Source organism: Pseudomonas sp. BGI-2 (assembly GCF_004310295.1).
GTDB lineage: Bacteria > Pseudomonadota > Gammaproteobacteria > Pseudomonadales > Pseudomonadaceae > Aquipseudomonas.
The window spans coordinates 66,817-83,944 of the sequence record NZ_SISB01000031.1; the positions used below are offsets into that span (position 1 = coordinate 66,817).

14 protein-coding genes are annotated in these 17,128 nt (G+C 59.3%); 5 read left to right on the forward strand and 9 right to left on the reverse strand.

The window, feature by feature from the left end; genetic code table 11:
• The first annotated feature begins 127 nt into the window (after positions 1–127).
• Together EYC95_RS20525 and EYC95_RS20530 are read left to right on the forward strand one after the other, a co-directional pair.
• Entirely contained in the window at positions 128–1,219 is a 1,092-nt protein-coding gene (locus EYC95_RS20525; protein ID WP_131061986.1) for a catalase family peroxidase, read from the forward strand.
• Complete coding sequence (locus EYC95_RS20530; protein ID WP_131061987.1) at positions 1,216–1,761, forward strand: cytochrome b; 546 nt, start codon at positions 1,216–1,218, stop codon at positions 1,759–1,761. Before EYC95_RS20525 ends, EYC95_RS20530 begins: the two co-directional genes overlap by 4 nt.
• Before the next feature lie 43 nt (positions 1,762–1,804).
• Here the strand turns inward: EYC95_RS20530 and EYC95_RS20535 are convergent, their stop codons facing one another.
• The gene (locus tag EYC95_RS20535; RefSeq protein ID WP_131061988.1) at positions 1,805–2,956 is read right to left on the reverse strand and encodes a M14-type cytosolic carboxypeptidase; all 1,152 of its coding nucleotides are present in this window, start codon (positions 2,954–2,956) and stop codon (positions 1,805–1,807) included.
• A 483-nt stretch (positions 2,957–3,439) separates the two neighbouring features.
• The gene (locus EYC95_RS20540) at positions 3,440–3,778 is read right to left on the reverse strand and encodes a DUF6124 family protein (RefSeq protein ID WP_131061989.1); all 339 of its coding nucleotides are present in this window, start codon (positions 3,776–3,778) and stop codon (positions 3,440–3,442) included.
• Between the two features lie 129 nt (positions 3,779–3,907).
• Here EYC95_RS20540 and EYC95_RS20545 point away from each other — a divergent pair, with 129 nt between their 5' ends.
• On the forward strand, positions 3,908–4,555 hold the full coding sequence (locus EYC95_RS20545; protein WP_131061990.1) for a LexA family transcriptional regulator: 648 nt from the start codon (positions 3,908–3,910) through the stop codon (positions 4,553–4,555).
• Positions 4,556–4,595: 40 nt separating this feature from the next.
• On the opposite strand, the gene EYC95_RS20550 is transcribed toward EYC95_RS20545, so the two are convergent.
• The 4 genes from EYC95_RS20550 to EYC95_RS20565 all read right to left on the reverse strand — a co-directional run bounded on the left by EYC95_RS20550 (position 4,596) and on the right by EYC95_RS20565 (position 10,288).
• On the reverse strand, positions 4,596–6,551 hold the full coding sequence (locus EYC95_RS20550; protein ID WP_131061991.1) for an acetyl/propionyl/methylcrotonyl-CoA carboxylase subunit alpha: 1,956 nt from the start codon (positions 6,549–6,551) through the stop codon (positions 4,596–4,598).
• Positions 6,551–7,366 carry a gamma-carboxygeranoyl-CoA hydratase gene (locus tag EYC95_RS20555; protein ID WP_131061992.1) on the reverse strand — a complete coding sequence of 272 codons (816 nt, stop codon included), beginning with the start codon at positions 7,364–7,366 and terminating at the stop codon, positions 6,551–6,553. Before EYC95_RS20555 ends, EYC95_RS20550 begins: the two co-directional genes overlap by 1 nt.
• Positions 7,367–7,504: 138 nt before the next feature.
• Positions 7,505–9,112, reverse strand: coding sequence for a carboxyl transferase domain-containing protein (locus tag EYC95_RS20560; protein WP_131061993.1), 1,608 nt, complete (start codon positions 9,110–9,112; stop codon positions 7,505–7,507).
• Positions 9,113–9,124: 12 nt separating this feature from the next.
• Positions 9,125–10,288, reverse strand: a complete 1,164-nt coding sequence (locus tag EYC95_RS20565) for an isovaleryl-CoA dehydrogenase (protein ID WP_131061994.1) — start codon at positions 10,286–10,288, stop codon at positions 9,125–9,127.
• A 235-nt stretch (positions 10,289–10,523) separates the two neighbouring features.
• On the opposite strand from EYC95_RS20565, the gene EYC95_RS20570 reads away from it, so the two are divergent.
• Positions 10,524–12,221: an AMP-binding protein gene (locus tag EYC95_RS20570; protein WP_131061995.1), complete on the forward strand. Its 1,698-nt coding sequence runs from the start codon at positions 10,524–10,526 to the stop codon at positions 12,219–12,221.
• 671 nt (positions 12,222–12,892) lie between these two features.
• Here the strand turns inward: EYC95_RS20570 and EYC95_RS20580 are convergent.
• From EYC95_RS20580 to EYC95_RS20590, 3 genes are all read right to left on the reverse strand, one after another.
• Positions 12,893–13,792, reverse strand: coding sequence for a hydroxymethylglutaryl-CoA lyase (locus EYC95_RS20580; RefSeq protein ID WP_131061996.1), 900 nt, complete (start codon positions 13,790–13,792; stop codon positions 12,893–12,895).
• Between the two features lie 230 nt (positions 13,793–14,022).
• On the reverse strand, positions 14,023–14,424 hold the full coding sequence (locus EYC95_RS20585) for a MerR family DNA-binding transcriptional regulator (RefSeq protein ID WP_131061997.1): 402 nt from the start codon (positions 14,422–14,424) through the stop codon (positions 14,023–14,025).
• Positions 14,425–14,634: 210 nt separating this feature from the next.
• Positions 14,635–15,564 (reverse strand): LysR family transcriptional regulator, encoded by a 930-nt coding sequence (locus tag EYC95_RS20590; RefSeq protein WP_046056408.1) that lies wholly within the window; start codon positions 15,562–15,564, stop codon positions 14,635–14,637.
• Positions 15,565–15,740: 176 nt separating this feature from the next.
• On the opposite strand from EYC95_RS20590, the gene EYC95_RS20595 reads away from it, so the two are divergent.
• Positions 15,741–16,970, forward strand: a complete 1,230-nt coding sequence (locus tag EYC95_RS20595) for an acyl-CoA dehydrogenase (RefSeq protein WP_131061998.1) — start codon at positions 15,741–15,743, stop codon at positions 16,968–16,970.
• Positions 16,971–17,128 lie beyond the last annotated feature (158 nt).

A 17,128-nucleotide genomic window follows, 5' to 3' on the forward strand; every position in this document is an offset into this window, starting at 1 on the left:
AGGAAGACGCCCGGCACTTGAGGTTATTCCACGCCTGTAGAAATAAATACCGGGCGATGGAATAAAGCGTTGTGGCGTACGTCTGCTTGATCCTTCTCACTTGTGGCCGATGGCCCTGGAGTCATTCATGGTAGATCGTTCATCACCGCCCACCCGGCCACCGCTGAGTACCGCAAGCCTGACGTTGCGCCTTACCGGCATTGCTGTGGTGGTTGCTGCGTTGGCCGGGGCTTTTGCCTACGTCAACGGCACCTTTGACCCACAGCGTCTGACGCCGAAAAAACTGATCAACGTGCTGGAAACCAACAATGGCGTGCACCCGGGGTTCCGGCGTAATCACTCCAAAGGGGTGTGCGTGATCGGGCATTTCGAGAGCAGCGGCGAGGCGCGCACTTACTCCAGTGCGCAGGTGTTCAATGAGGCGAAAACCCCGGTGGTCGGGCGTTTCGCGTTGCCTGCGGGCAATCCTTATGCTGCTGACAGCAGCGTGCCGATCCGCAGCATGGCGTTGCGTTTCACTCAGGCTAACGGCCAGCAATGGCGCACCGGGATGAACAGCATGCCGGTGTTCCCGGTGGGCACGCCTGAAGCGTTTTATCAATTGCAGCAGGCTCAGTCGCCGGATCCGGCCACGGGTAAACCCAATCCAGCGGCGGTTCCGGCGTTTTTTGGTGCTCATCCGGAAGCCGCGCCGTTTCTGGCCTGGATCAAGACTGCCAAGCCTTCCGCCAGTTACGCGACGGAGACTTACAACAGCGTCAACGCGTTTTACTTGGTCAATGCGTCCGGTCAACGGCAAGCGGTGCGCTGGAGCATGACGCCGATTGCACAGGATGCTGCCGGTGCCACGGCGCCTGAAGGGGCTGACTTCCTTGAAAAAGACCTGGTTCAGCGTTTGTCGGCCGGGCCGTTGCGTTGGCAGTTGAACATCACCCTGGCGAACCCCGGTGATCCGGTCAACGACGCCAGCAAGGCCTGGCCTGACGGCCGCAAAGTAGTGAACGCCGGCACCCTGGTGCTTGAACGCACTCAACCGCAACTCGGTGGCGAGTGCCGCGATATCAATTACAACCCGCTCGTATTGCCGGCCGGTATCGAAGGCTCCGACGACCCATTGCTCGCCGCTCGCTCAGCGGGGTACGCCAGTTCCTACCTGCGCCGCACCAGTGAAGTCAGCCAGTTGCCTGCCGCCAACGCTAAACAGGAGGCTCATCAATGAGCGCTCAACCGAACCATTTCGCGCCGTTGGCGCGGCTGCTGCATTGGCTGATGGCGCTGATGGTCATCGCGATGCTGTTTATCGGCGCCGGGATGGTGGCCTCGGTGTCCGAACGTCATGAGTGGCTGATCCATCTGCACAAACCCTTGGGCGTTGCGATTTTGTTGCTGGTGATTGTGCGTCTGGTGGTGCGTTTTTCCACGCAACAGCCGCCACTGCCGGCGGACTTGCCCGGTTGGCAGGCGTTGGCAGCCAAGGCTTCGCACATCTTGCTGTACGCCTTGATGTTGATTTTGCCGCTGCTGGGCTGGGCGATGATCTCGGCGGCGGGGGACCCGGTGATGCTCAGCAATTCGATTCAGTTGCCTTCGATCCTGCCAGCCAATGCGCAGATGTTCGCGTTTTTGCGCAAGGCTCATGGGTATCTGGCGTATTTGCTGTTTCTGACCGTGCTGCTGCATCTGGCGGCAGCGCTGTTTCACGGTTGGGTGCGACGCGATGATGTGCTGGATAGCATGTTGCGAGGGAAGGATCGCGGCTGAGTGAGCCATGGCTGCATGCCGGGCATGCAGCCATCGAGGATGATCAGCGCAGGGTATCGATCATATCGGCAACAGTCGTCAGCACGTCCTTGCCCAATTGCCTGGAGCGCTTTCCCGACCAACCGGTCAGTGCGTTGGGCGCGTCGTTGTTGTCCTTGAAGGGCATCTCCAGGGTCAGCGACAGGCAATCGTACTTCTGACCGACACTGTTACAGGCCAGCGTCATGTTGGCTTTGCCCGGTTCGTCGCGGGTGTAGCCGTGCTTGGTCTGGAAGTCCTTGGTCAGGTGTTTCAGATGGTTGCGGAAATGCTCTTCGAGTTTTTCGATCCGCGGCGTATAGCCCGGGTTGCCTTCGCAACCGGCGGTGAACACGTAGGGGATTTCTTCATCGCCGTGGATGTCGAGGAACAAGTCGACACCGTAGGCTTCCATTTGCTGCTGAACGAACAGCACTTCCGGGCTGATTTCCTGGCTGGCGCTCTGCCAGGCGCGGTTCAGGTCCTGGCCCATGGCGTTGGTGCGCAGGTGACCGTGGAAGGCACCGTCCGGGTTCATGTTCGGCACCAGGTACAGGTCGGCGCTGGCCAGTAGTCTGTTCAGTACCGGGTCGTCGTGCTTTTCCAGGCGTTCGATCACGCCTTCCATGAACCACTCGGCCATGTGTTCGCCGGGGTGTTGCTGGGCGATGATCCAGACCTTGCGCTGACCCTCGGCGCCGGTGCCTTTGCGCAATAACTGGATGTCACGGCCTTCCGCGCTTTTGCCGGTGGCCAGCAATTGAGTGCCGGCCTTGGTCAGCGCCTGCTCGATCAGCCAGTCGTGACGGCCACGGCTGTAGGGTTCGAAGTAGGCAAACCAGGCGTGGGTGGCGGTGGCTTCAAGGCTGAAGCGCAGGCAGTCGCCTTCGAAAATGGTCGGTACGCGGAACCAGTTGACGTGGTCGTAGGACGCTACGGCTTGATAACCGTCCCAAGCCTTGTTGTATGAAGACTTGCTGGCATTGTTCAGACGAAACCAGTGCTCCTGACCGACGTGCAGACCGCTGGCCTTGAAATGGAACCACTGGAAATGCTGGCTGCGGGTGTCTGGTTTGATGGCCAGCAGCGCTTGAAGTGGATTGCTGATGTCCAGTACTTCAATGTTGCCGCTGTCGAAATTTGCGCTGATATCGAAAGAGGATTTAGCCACGGTCATAGTCGATTCCTGATTATGATTTTATGGCTGCTACTTTACACGCTGGGAAGGGAAAAACCGGGGGAAATTGCGGGGTGAAAGTGGGGGCGTCCTCCTTGACGCAGACGCAGCTTAGAGACTGTGCGATTGATTCTCAAGTGCTGTTTTTCATTAGTTTGGGCCAATGATGTCGGGCTTCTCTTGCCATTCGATATTCTTTTGATATCATCCGCGCCAATCGAATTCGCAACACCTGAAGACTTCATTAGCCTGAAGCCAAAGCCAGAATAACTGGCAAAAAAAGACCCGGCAAAAAGCCGGGTCAAAAACCGTGATTAGCCTGATGAGGAGATAGTCCAGGAGACCGACCTAAGGTCTCTTGGTCCATCGACTGATCTCGCGACCAGCTGCATGCAATAATAATCATTCTCGTTTGCAAGTCAAATGATTTTATCTGCTCGATTGGAAAATTCTTTCCTGTCTTCTTCAAAACGTGCGTCTGACTCAGACGCTCTGTCCCTGTAAAGAACGATCAATCATCGCCTTGGCCATGTCGATCATATGCACCGTCGAAAAGGCCAGGTCCCGACTCGCACCGTGCAGGTTGCTGGCCGACTCGTAGGCGGTCGCCGCAGCACAACGCAACAGGTCCGACGCATGCACCAGCGCCTCTTCACCGCTGACGGCAGGGTTCACATCAAAAAATCGCTCCCCGACCACCGCTTCTGACACAGTTGGTTTCAAGTAATAGTCCAAGGCTTTTTGCGCGGCGGCATTGCCTTTGGGCGAGGTGAGGGTGGTGTCCATTTGCATATCCGACAGGTCATTGCTGGGTAACGTCATGGCGAGGGCAAGCTCCGTGATAGATTCAGATCCGTGAACCAATCCTAGTACGAACTGTATTTGTGACGAGAATTTAAATACTACAATTTGTGTTTTGTTGCTCGGAGTACGCCACGTATCGTGCCGCCCATGGATAAATGGATTGAGTTGGTCAAAGCCAAGATGAGTGAGCTCAAAGTCACTCAGGAAGTACTCGCCGATCGCCTCGGGATGTCCCAGGGCGGCGTGGGTCACTGGCTGAATAAACGCCGTCAGCCGAGCATCGAGGACATGAATCGTGTCTTGCGGGCGCTCGGGATGGATTTTCTGGAAGTGGCGATGGTGATTCGGGAGCCTTTAGTGCTGCAGGACGACGAAATGTCCCTGACTCAAAAGTACAACCCGTACTTTCGTTATCCGGTCAGTGACTGGCGCGTGCCTGCCGAGGTGCGTGACGGTGAGCTATCGGTCTACGGCAAGCCGCGTTTCGAACTGACCGATTACCACGCTCAGGGCGCGGCATTCTGGCTCGAGGTGGTCGGCGACGCGATGACCGCACCCAGCGGTATCAGCATTGCCGAGGGCATGATGATCCTGGTGGACCCGGCCATTGTGCCGGACCCCGGAAAGCTGGTGATCGTACAATGGGCAGACAGTGTTGAAGCGATCTTTCGCAAGCTGATCGAAGAGGGCGGGCAGCGTTACCTGGTCCCGCTCAATCCGACGTATCCGAAAGCCCTTTTCACCGAGGAGTGCCGAATTCTCGGCGTAGTGGTTCAGGCAACGGCCAAGTTCTAATCAGATCGGTCCGCGCAATGCGTAGGACCGATCTTCATTTTCACGCTTCTTCCAGTTCGACCAACGCACTGCCTTCGCTGACCATCTCGCCTTCCTGGCAATACAACGCCTTGATCACACCGGCGTGGGGCGCGCGAATGCTGTGCTCCATCTTCATCGCTTCCAGCACCACCAGTTGCGCCCCGGCTTCGACCGTTTGCCCGGCCTCGACCAGCACACGCACGATGCTGCCGTTCATGGGCGCGGTGAGCCCCCCCTGATGACTGTGACTGGCTTCGATGGCGCTGATCGGGTCGTAGGACTCGATGCGGCGCAATTCACCTTCCCATTGCAGATACACAACGTCGCCACGACGGATTGCCCGGTGCTGGCGACGCACGCCGTTGTGCTCGGTCAGCAGCTGCTCGCCCTTGAGTTGTGCGGTGTGGGCATCAACGTTACCCAATGTCAGCGCCCGGTCTTGTCCTTCGCAACTCAAGTGAAGGGTGATTTCCCTCGGCAGCCCGGCGCGGAAACCATTGCCCACACCCCAAGGCGAACTCAGGTCATCAGCACGCGGAGAACCCGACTGGCTCTGGGCAAACGCCTGAGCGGCGGCTAGCCAGAATTCGTCACTGAGGTCCGCAGGCTCTGGCAGCAATTGCTCCTGATAACGCGGAATAAAACCGGTATCCAGTTCTGCCGCCGCAAACGCCGGATGGCCGATGATACGGCGCAAGAAGTTAATGTTGGTCTTGAGCCCGCCGATCGCAAACTCGTCGAGCATGCTTAACAACCGCAGCCGCGCTTGTTCACGGTCCTCGCCCCAGGCAATCAGCTTACCGAGCATCGGGTCGTAGAACGGCGAGATCTCATCGCCTTCTTCCACACCGCTGTCGACCCGACGTCCCGGGCCTTCGGCCGATTCGCGATACAACGCCAGACGCCCGGTGGCCGGCAGGAAGTCATGGCTCGGGTCCTCGGCATACAGTCGCACTTCAATCGCATGGCCGATCAACGGCACTTCGGCCTGGGTCATCGGCAGCGCTTCACCGCGAGCCACGCGAATCTGCCAGGCCACGAGGTCAAGGCCGGTGATCGCTTCGGTGACCGGGTGCTCGACCTGCAGGCGTGTGTTCATCTCCATGAAGAAAAACTCACCACGCGAATCCAGCAAAAACTCCACGGTACCGGCACCGACATAGCCGATGGCCTGTGCCGAACGCACGGCGGCTTCACCCATAGCGCGACGCAGTTCCGGGCTCAAGCCTGGAGCGGGCGCTTCTTCGACGACTTTCTGATGGCGACGCTGAATCGAGCAGTCACGTTCGTTGAGGTACAGGCAGTTACCGTGCTGATCGGCGAACACCTGGATTTCCACGTGACGCGGTTTGAGCAGGTATTTCTCCACCAGCATCCGCGAATCGCCAAACGAGGATTTCGCCTCGCGTTGCGCCGAGGCCAGGGCTTCGGCCAATTGGCTGACGTCCTCAACCACTTTCATGCCTTTACCGCCGCCGCCCGCCGTGGCTTTGAGCAGCACCGGATAACCGATGCGTTCGCAGGCGTCGCGAAAGGTGTCGAAGTCCTGAGCTTCGCCGTGATAGCCGGGGACCAAGGGCACGCCGGCGGTTTCCATCAGGGCTTTGGCGGCGGACTTGCTGCCCATCGCGTCAATGGCCGAGGCGGGCGGGCCGAGGAAGATCAGGCCGGCGTCTTCAATGGCACGGGCGAACCCGGCGTTCTCGGACAAAAAGCCATAACCGGGGTGAATCGCCTGAGCGCCGCTGGCCTTGGCCGCCGCGATCAATTTATCGATTTGCAGATAGCTGTCAGCGGCTTTGCTGCCGCCGAGGTCGACGCGGATATCCGCTTCACGGCTGTGCCGGGCTTCACGGTCCGTGGCGCTGTGCACGGCCACGGTGGTCAGGCCCAACGCCTTGGCGGTGCGCATGACCCGGCAGGCGATTTCGCCACGGTTGGCCACCAGCAGGGTGGTGAGAACAGGTGCGCTCATCAACGCGGCTCCTTGGTGGTGGTCGGGGCTTGCCAGCTCGGCGGACGCTTTTGCAGAAAGGCGCGCAGGCCCTCCTGGCCTTCGGGGCTGACGCGGATGCGGGCGATGGCATTCTCGGTGTAACGGCGCAGTGCCGGGGTCAGCGCGCCGTTGCCGACTTCACGCAGCAAGTCCTTGCTGACACGCATGGCCGCCGGGCTGTTGAGCAGCAGGTTATCGATCCACTGTTCGACGTTCTGTTCCAGTTCCGCGGCCGGATAACTCTCCGACAGCAGGCCGATTTCCCGCGCCCGTTGCCCGCCGAAACGTTCGGCCGTCAGCGCATAACGGCGTGCCGCCCGCTCGCCGATGGCTTGCACCACGAATGGGCTGATCACCGCCGGCGCCAAGCCGATGCGTACTTCCGACAGGCAGAACTGCGCGTCATCGGCGCCAATCGCCATGTCGCAGCAACTGATCAGGCCCAGCGCGCCGCCATAGGCTGCGCCTTGCACCACGGCCAGCGTCGGGATTTTCAGTTTGGCGAGGTTGTACATCAACTCTGCCAGTTCCCGGGCGTCGTCGAGGTTGGTGTGGTAATCGAGTTCGGCCGATTGCTGCATCCAGGCCAGGTCGGCACCGGCGCTGAAATGCTTGCCGCGAGCGCGCACCAGCAGAAACCGCAGGCTGGCATCGGTCGAGACCTTGTCCAGGGCGAGTATCAGTTCGCGGATCATCTCGGCGTTGAAGGCGTTGTTCTTTTCTTCACGGCTGAGCCACAGGGTCGCGAAACCTCGTGGGTCGGTCAGCAGTTGGAGGGTGTTGAAGTCGCTCATATTCGTCCGTCTCCACAACTTTATTCTGTGGGAGCGAGGCTTGCCCGCGAAGGAAGCGCCGCGGTTTGCCTGTTGCACCGCGTCATGCCTGTTCGCGGGCAAGTCGGGTCGCCGCCCGCTCGCTCCTACAAGGTCGGATCACATCCGGAACACGCCGAAGCGGCTCGGTTCGATTGGCGCATTCAGCGACGCCGACAAGGCCAGGGCCAATACATCGCGGGTCTGCGCCGGGTCGATGACGCCGTCGTCCCACAGCCGTGCGCTGGAGTAGTAAGGGTGGCCCTGTTCTTCGTATTGATCGAGGATCGGCTGCTTGATCTCGGCTTCCTGCTCGGCGCTGAAACCCTGGCCACTGCGCTCGGCTTGCTCGCGCTTGACTTGCACCAGCACGCCCGCCGCTTGTTCGGCGCCCATCACGCCGATGCGCGCGTTCGGCCACATCCACAGGAAGCGTGGGTCGTAAGCCCGCCCGCACATGCCGTAGTTACCGGCACCAAAACTGCCGCCAATGATCACGGTAAATTTCGGTACCTTGGCACACGCCACGGCGGTCACCAGTTTCGCGCCGTGCTTGGCGATGCCGCCGGCCTCGTATTTCTGGCCGACCATGAAACCGGTGATGTTTTGCAGGAACAGCAACGGTATGCCGCGCTGGCAGGCCAGTTCGATAAAGTGCGCGCCTTTCTGCGCGGCTTCGGCGAACAGGATGCCGTTGTTGGCGAGGATCGCGATCGGGTAACCGTGCAAATAGGCGAAGCCGCACACGAGGGTGGTTCCGAACAGCGCTTTGAATTCGTCGAACACCGAACCGTCGACCAGCCGCGAGATCACTTCGCGCACATCGAACGGTTGCTTGGCATCAGCCGAGACCACGCCGTACAGCTCATCGCTGGCGTAGAGCGGGGCGATCGGTGTGCGCTGTTGCAGTTCGCCGAGTTTGCGCCAGTTGAGGTTGGCAACGCTGCGTCGCGCAATGGCCAAGGCGTGTTCATCGCTTTCGGCGTAATGGTCGGCGACACCGGAAATCTTGCAGTGCACATCGGCCCCGCCGAGGTCCTCAGCGCTGACCACTTCACCCGTCGCCGCTTTCACCAACGGCGGGCCGGCGAGGAAAATGGTGGCCTGCTGGCGCACCATAATCGCTTCGTCGGCCATCGCTGGCACATAGGCGCCACCAGCGGTGCAGGAACCCATGACCACCGCGATCTGCGGAATGCCCATGGCGCTCATGTTGGCCTGGTTGAAGAAGATCCGTCCAAAGTGCTCGCGGTCCGGGAACACTTCATCCTGACGCGGCAAGTTGGCGCCGCCGGAGTCCACCAGATAGATGCACGGCAAGCGATTTTGCTGGGCGATGGTCTGGGCACGCAGGTGTTTTTTCACGGTCAGCGGGTAGTACGAACCCCCTTTCACCGTGGCGTCGTTGGCGACGATCATGCATTCGACGCCTTCCACACGGCCAATCCCGGCAATCACGCCAGCCGCCGGAACGTCTTCGCCGTAGACCGCATAAGCCGCCAGTTGGCTGATCTCGAGAAACGGTGAGCCCGGATCGAGCAAACGATTGATTCGCTCACGAGGCAGCAACTTGCCCCGCGAGGTATGGCGTTCTTGCGCCTTCGGGCCGCCACCTTGCTGCACTTGGGCGAGCAGGGTGTGCAGGGCGTCGACCTGTTTGAGCATCGCCGCGCTGTTGGCCGCGAACTCCGCCGAACGGGGGTTGAGCTGGGTATGCAGGATAGCCATGGACAGCTCCGTTTAGCGGGTTTCGTTGAACAGTTCGCGACCGATCAGCATGCGACGGATCTCACTGGTGCCGGCGCCGATTTCGTACAGCTTGGCGTCACGCAGCAGACGACCCGCCGGGAATTCGTTGATGTAGCCGTTGCCGCCGAGAATCTGGATCGCGTCGAGGGCCATTTGTGTGGCGCGTTCGGCGCTGTAGAGGATCACGCCGGCGGCGTCCTTGCGGGTGGTTTCGCCGCGCTCGCAGGCCTGGGCCACCGCATAAAGATAGGCGCGGCTGGCGTTGAGTTGGGTGTACATGTCGGCGACTTTGCCTTGGATCAGCTGGAACTCGCCGATGCTTTGGCCGAACTGCTTGCGGTCGTGGATGTAGGGAACGATCAGGTCCATGCAGGCCTGCATGATCCCGGTCGGGCCACCGGACAGGACAACGCGTTCGTAGTCGAGGCCGCTCATCAGCACTTTCACGCCGCCGTTGAGGATGCCGAGGATGTTTTCTTCAGGGACTTCGACGTCATCGAAGAACAGCTCGCAGGTGTTGGAGCCGCGCATGCCGAGCTTGTCGAATTTGTTGCTGCGGCTGAAGCCTTTTGAATCACGTTCGACGATGAAGGCGGTGATGCCGTGCGGGCCTTTTTCCAGGTCGGTCTTGGCGTAGATCACGTAGGTGTTAGCGTCGGGACCGTTGGTGATCCAGGTTTTGCTGCCGTTGAGCACGTAGTGATCACCGCGTTTGTCGGCACGCAGTTTCATCGACACCACGTCGGAACCGGCATTCGGTTCGCTCATGGCCAAGGCGCCAATGTGCTCGCCGCTGATCAGCTTCGGCAGGTATTTGGTTTTCTGTTCGTGATTGCCGTTGCGGTTGATCTGGTTGACGCAAAGGTTGGAGTGCGCGCCGTAGGACAGCGCGACTGAGGCCGAACCGCGGCTGATTTCTTCCATGATCACTACATGCGCCAGATAACCCAGCCCAGCGCCGCCATACTCTTCCGGCACGGTAACGCCCAGCAGGCCCATGTCGCCGAATTTGCGCCACAGGTCGGCCGGGAACAGGTTGTCGATGTCGATCTGAGCGGCGCGCGGGGCGATCTCTTTGGCGACGAAGGACTGAACCTGATCGCGCAGCATGTCGATGGTTTCACCGAGGGCAAAGTTCAGGGATGGGTAGCTCATGGGTCACCTTTTGGCTTTTTTATCGGTTGGTGAGACCGTCAATCGGCTCTCACCTTTACGTTAACGTAAGCCTGTGACGAATGGCTGTCAATCACCCTTTACGTTAACGTCAACTTGAGCGACTCTGTAGGAGCAAAGCTTGCTCGCGAAGAACGATAACGCGGTCGTATGTTACACCGCAGTGCTCCCTTCGCGGGCAAGCCTCGCTCCTACAATAAAGACAATAGGGGTCGTCATGGATCAACCCAGTGCAAGCCCGCAGCGCAGCTACACCCGTGGTTCCCAGGATAAAGTGTTACTGGCGATGACCATCGGTCAGGCATTTGACAAAACGGTCGCGCAGTACCCGGCCGGAGAGGCGCTGGTCGTGCGCCATCAAAACGTGCGCTACACCTGGCAGCAACTGGCCGACGCCGTCGACCTGCACGCCAGAGCCCTGTTGGCGCTGGGCCTGCAGACCGGGGACCGCCTCGGTATCTGGGCGCCGAATTGCGCGCAGTGGTGCATCAGCCAGTTCGCCAGCGCGAAAATCGGTGTGATCCTGGTCAACATCAACCCGGCGTATCGCAGTTCCGAACTCGAATACGTGTTGAAGCAATCCGGCTGCCAATGGCTGGTCTGCGCTGGTGCTTTCAAGACCTCCGACTATCACGGGATGCTGCAAGGCCTGATGCCCGAACTGGCGGAGCAATCCATCGGAAAGTTGCACTGCGAGCGCCTGCCGCAATTGCGCGGCGTCATCAGTCTGGATGCACAACCACCGTCGGGTTTCCTGCCGTGGTCGCAGCTGGCCGATCTCGCCGCCAGCGTGTCCGCCGAACAGTTGCGCGAACGCCAGGACAGCCTTCATTTCGATCAGGCGGTGAACATCCAGTACACCTCCGGCACCACCGGGTTCCCGAAAGGCGCGACCCTCAGTCACTACAACATTCTCAACAACGGATACATGGTCGGCGAAAGCCTCGGGCTGACAGCCGATGATCGCCTGGTGATCCCGGTGCCGCTGTATCACTGCTTCGGCATGGTTATGGGCAACCTCGGCTGCATCACCCACGGCAGCACCATGATTTATCCCAACGATGCGTTCGATCCGCTCTTGACCTTGACCACAGTCGCCGAAGAAAAGGCCACCGCACTTTACGGCGTGCCGACCATGTTCATCGCCATGCTCGATCAGCCCGCACGCGCCGAATTCGATCTGTCGAGCCTGCGCACCGGGATCATGGCCGGGGCGACCTGCCCGATCGAAGTGATGCGCCGGGTCATCAGTGATATGCACATGAGCGAGGTGCAGATTGCCTACGGCATGACGGAAACGAGCCCCGTGTCATTGCAGACCGGTCCGTCAGACGAACTGGAACTGCGCGTCACCACCGTTGGCCGGACCCAGCCGCAGCTGGAAAGCAAGATCATCGATGAGGCCGGCAATCTGGTGCCGCGCGGCACCATTGGCGAACTCTGCACCCGCGGTTACAGCGTGATGCTCGGTTACTGGAACAACCCGCAAGGCACCGCGGAAGCTATCGACCAGGCAGGCTGGATGCACACCGGTGATCTGGCGAGCATGAACGACGAAGGCTACGTGTGCATTGCCGGGCGTAACAAGGACATGATCATCCGCGGCGGTGAGAACATTTACCCGCGTGAGCTGGAAGAGTTTTTCTTTACTCATCCCGCGGTGGCGGACGTGCAGGTGATCGGGATTCCGTGCTCGCGCTATGGCGAAGAGATTGTCGCCTGGATCAAATTCCACCCGGGCCACAGTGCTACCGAACAGGAACTGCAAACCTGGTGCAAGGAACGCATCGCGCACTTCAAGACGCCACGTTACTTCAAGTTCGTGGAAGAATTTCCAATGACCGTGACGGGGAAAATTCAGAAGTTTCGGATGCGCGAGATCAGTATCGAGGAATTGCAAATCAACAAAGCCTGACGCAATCCCCTGTGGGAGCGGGCTTGCTCGCGAAGGCGGAGGGTCAGTCAGCGATGTCGTCGGCTGATACACCGCCTTCGCGAGCAAGCCCGCTCCCACAAGGAATGGTGGAATACTTGAACGCCGGAAAGCACAAAGGGGAGCCGAAGCTCCCCTTTAATTTTGTCGTTGCGCGTGCTCTTTTTTTATTATTGAGGGGCGGTCTGTTGTTGTTTTTAGTGACCGTGGCCCTTTACTGCTGTTTTTGTCGATCCCCATCCGGGATCAAGAGCAAACGTATTTTTTTGAGCGCTGACCTGCTTTTTCGCTGAGCGATCCAACCAGTTCGGGAGCTACCTGAAGGTAGTTTTATTGTTCTCTGCCCGGTTGCGGGTTACTCCGAAAAGCACCCTGAAAAGCACATCCTCTCCAAAAAAATCTGTTAGCTGCGTCTCTGCCGTGTTGTTTTTGTTATGTCAGAGTCGTTACGTCTTATTTTTATTAGGTTTGCCGCTTTTTTTGTTCTTGTTATGCAGTAGAGATAGCAGAAGCCGTGCCAACTTTAAAAAATCGTTATAAATCAACTATTTAAGGTTTTGTCGGATTTTTCGTTCGGACAAAACCAGACAATTTGTTTCCGTGTTACTCGCTTGTGCCCCACGTTCCAGACGCAGCGGTAACACCCGCACGCCTCACTGTGCGCTGCGAGCCTTGGCCACGCGCGAACCGGTTGGTCGCCCCAGCACGGTGCAAATCTGCTGACCGGCCAAAATCAAAGCGTCCAGATCAATGCCGGTCTCGATGCCGAGGCCGTTGAGCAGGTAAACCACGTCTTCGGTGGCGACGTTACCGCTGGCGCCCTTGGCGTACGGGCAGCCGCCGAGGCCGGCGATGGAGCTGTCGAACACCGAGATGCCTTCCAGCAGGCTGGCGTAGATGTTGGCCATGGCCTGGCCATAAGTGTCGTGGAAGTGCCCGGCCAGTTTTTCACGCGGCACATCGGCCGAGACCACGTCGAACATCTTGCGGGTCGCGCCGGCGGTACCGGTGCCGATGGTGTCGCCCAGGGAGACTTCATAGCAGCCCATGGCGTAGAGCTCGCGAGCGACCCGGGCAACTTGTGCAGGCTCAACGTTACCTTCGTAAGGGCAACCCAACACGCAGGACACGTAACCGCGCACGCTGACGCCGTGTTGCTTGGCGGCGTCCATGATCGGCACGAAGCGCTCCAGGCTTTCGCTGATCGAGCAATTGATGTTGCGCTGGGAAAATGCTTCGGAGGCCGCCGCGAACACCGCGACTTCCTTGACCCCGGCCGCCATTGCATCCTCAAACCCGCGCAAGTTGGGGGCGAGTGCGCCATAGGTCACGCCCGGTTTGCGCTGGATCTGCGCAAAGACTTCGGCGGAACCGGCCATTTGCGGCACCCACTTGGGCGAAACGAAACTGCCGACTTCTATATAGCCAAGGCCCGCCGCAGTCAGCGCGTCGACCAGTTGCACCTTGTCCGCAACGCTGATGGGTTGGGCTTCGTTTTGCAGACCGTCGCGAGGACCGACTTCGACCAGGCGTACGTGAGTGGGTAGGGACATGGGAATCGACCTGTTGAAATGATATGAATGTTCACAGAACCCTGTAGGAGCGAACTGTGGCGAGGGGATTTATCGAAACGTCGCACCGCCCCGTTCGGCTGCGAAGCAGTCGCTAAACCGGTGAATTCGGTTTATCTGAGACACGTGGTCTCAGGTTTTAGGGGCCGCTTCGCGACCCAACGGGGATAAATCCCCTCGCCACAGTTCGCTCCTACAGGTATCTGGGGTGATTATTGAACGAGCTGCTGGCTCTTGATCGTCTGCTCCAGCGCCTGGGTACAGCGCTCTTGCGCCGTGTCCAGTTCCAGCTTCATCTGCTCGATGTCGAGCATCTGCTGCTCAAGCTGTTCGCGGCGCTCGGCGATCTTGCTCAGCATGGTTTGCAGCTGTTTTTGATTGCCGCCGGTGGGGTCGTAGAGTTCGATCAGCTCGCGGCACTCGGCCAGGGAGAAGCCAATGCGCTTGCCCCGCAGGATCAGCTTCAGGCTGACCTTGTCACGGGGTGTATAGACGCGTTCCTGGCCACGACGCTCAGGGCTGAGCAGGCCTTGCTCTTCATAAAAGCGAATGGCCCGCGTGGTGATGTCGAGCTCGCGGGCGAGGTCGGAAATGCTATAGGTCTGGCTGCTCATGGAAGCGCTCGAAAAAGGTCATTGCGCTAAGCTAATGGCAGGTTGACGTTTACGTCAAGGGGCATGGATCTTCATTGATATCACTGGCCTCTTCGTGGGTAAGCCTCGCTCCTACAGGGGGATCTCTGCAATGTACAAATTTTGTGTTCACAGAAAATCTGATGTAGGAGCGAGGCTTGCCCGCGAAGAACGATTACTCGGTCCAAAGCCCTACACCTTATCGAGCTTCTTCTCATGCGCCGTCACTTGCTGGCACAACTCGATCATCTGTTCGCGCATCCAGCGGTTGGCCGGGTCCTGGTCGGTGCTTTCGTGCCAGTAGAGGTGAGTTTCCACCGGCGGCACGTCGTTGACCGGGAGGTTCACCGAGTACAAGTCATGGCGGCGTGCAAAGCGTTCCGGCACGGTCATGACCATGTCGGTCTGCTGCAACACCTGGGACGCCATCAGGTAATGCTGGGAACGCAGGGCAATTTTGCGCTGGATGCCCATTTTTCCGAGAGCCAGGTCGACATGACCCAGGCCGCTGCGGCGGCTGGAAATATGGATGTGCGTCAGCGACAGATAATCATCGAGGGTGAGTTTCTCTTTGCCCGCCAGCGGATGGCCCTTGCGCATCGCACACACGTAACGGTCTTCCATCAACTTGACGTGACGCACTTGCGGGTCAGTGTTGAGCGGCGCATCCACCGCGAAGTCGAGACGCCCGGCCGCCAACTCCTTGGTGGTCTCGCGGCGCTTGGACAGAAAGCTTTCGATGATCACCGTCGGCGCGAGGCGGCGCAGGCGCTGGAACAGCGGCGGCAGAATCACCGCTTCGGTCAGGTCGGTCATGCTGATGCGATACGTTTTGACCGCCTGCAACGGGTTGAAAATCCGGCTTTCCTGCACCGACACCCGCAGCAGGGAGAGGGCATTACGCACCGGCCCGATGATGTTCTGCGCCATCGGCGTCGGCACCATGCCCTGCGCCGTGCGCACGAACAACGGGTCATTGAAGGTCTCGCGCAGGCGGGCCAGAGCGTTCGAGACGGCAGGCTGGGTAATGCCGACAATCTGCCCGGCGCGGGTCAGGTTGGCTTCGGTGTAGATCGCGTCGAAGACGATGAAAAGGTTGAGGTCGACCTTGCTCAGATTCATTACGCGGCTCTCTTGTTGTAAGGGCGTTTTTGGCCTTGATGATCACCCGATCATATATCGGTGATGAATGTTAATACACGCCGAGAATAGGCTAGGTAAATTTTCGTAGCTGTTCTAGCATCGATTGCATGACCTGAACAACTCCTCTGAACCCAGTCAAAAAGGTAGAGCTGCCCATGGATTTCGCTTATTCGCCCAAGGTGCAAGAACTGCGTGAGCGCGTGACCGCGTTCATGGACACCTACGTTTACCCCGCCGAAGCGGTGTTCGAGCGTCAGGTCGCCGAAGGCGATCGCTGGCAGCCGACCGCAATCATGGAAGAGCTCAAACTCAAGGCCAAGGCTGAAGGGTTGTGGAATTTGTTTCTGCCTGAGTCCGAACTCGGCGCCGGGCTGACCAACCTCGAATACGCGCCACTGGCGGAAATCATGGGCCGCTCGCTGCTCGGCCCTGAGCCCTTCAACTGCTCCGCACCGGACACCGGCAACATGGAAGTGCTGGTGCGTTACGCCAACGAAGAACAGAAGCAACGCTGGCTCGAACCGCTGTTGCGCGGCGAGATCCGCTCGGCGTTCGCCATGACCGAACCGGACGTGGCTTCGTCCGACGCCACCAACATGGCCGCCCGCGCCGTGCGTGACGGCGACGAGTGGGTGATTAACGGCAAGAAGTGGTGGACCTCAGGCGCCTGCGACCCGCGTTGCAAGATTCTGATCTTCATGGGCCTGAGCAATCCGGACGCGCCGCGTCATGCCCAGCACTCGATGATTCTGGTGCCGGTGGATGCCCCAGGCGTGAAGATTGTTCGTCCGCTGCCGGTGTTTGGCTACGACGACGCGCCTCACGGCCACGCCGAAGTGCTGTTTGAAAACGTCCGCGTGCCGTACGAAAACGTCCTGTTGGGCGAAGGACGCGGCTTCGAAATCGCTCAAGGACGCCTTGGCCCTGGCCGGATTCACCACTGCATGCGTTCGATCGGCATGGCCGAGCGTGCGCTGGAGTTGATGTGCAAACGTGCGGTCAGCCGCACCGCGTTCGGTAAACCACTGGCACGTCTGGGTGGCAACATCGACAAGATCGCCGACTCGCGGATGGAAATCGACATGGCACGCCTTCTGACCTTGAAAGCGGCGTACATGATGGACACTGCCGGTAACAAGGTGGCGAAGAGCGAGATCGCGCAGATCAAGGTCGTCGCGCCGAACGTGGCCTTGCGGGTGATCGACCGGGCGATCCAGATCCATGGCGGGGCAGGGGTTTCCAACGATTTCCCGTTGGCCTACATGTATGCGATGCAGCGCACCCTGCGCCTGGCCGACGGCCCGGACGAAGTACACCGGGCGGCGATCGGCAAGTTCGAGATTGGCAAGTACCTGCCGAAAGAGATGATGCGTAGCGGGCAGTAAGACCGCGTTATCGTTCTTCGCGGGCAAGCCTTAATGCCAGTCAGTTAAGAAATTGACTTGCCCGCCCAGCAGTAATAGAAACGGGCTTATGTTTTTATGAGCCCGCTTCATGTCCCTACAAAACGCCCTTCAAGAAGTTACCAAACTCAATCCGATCT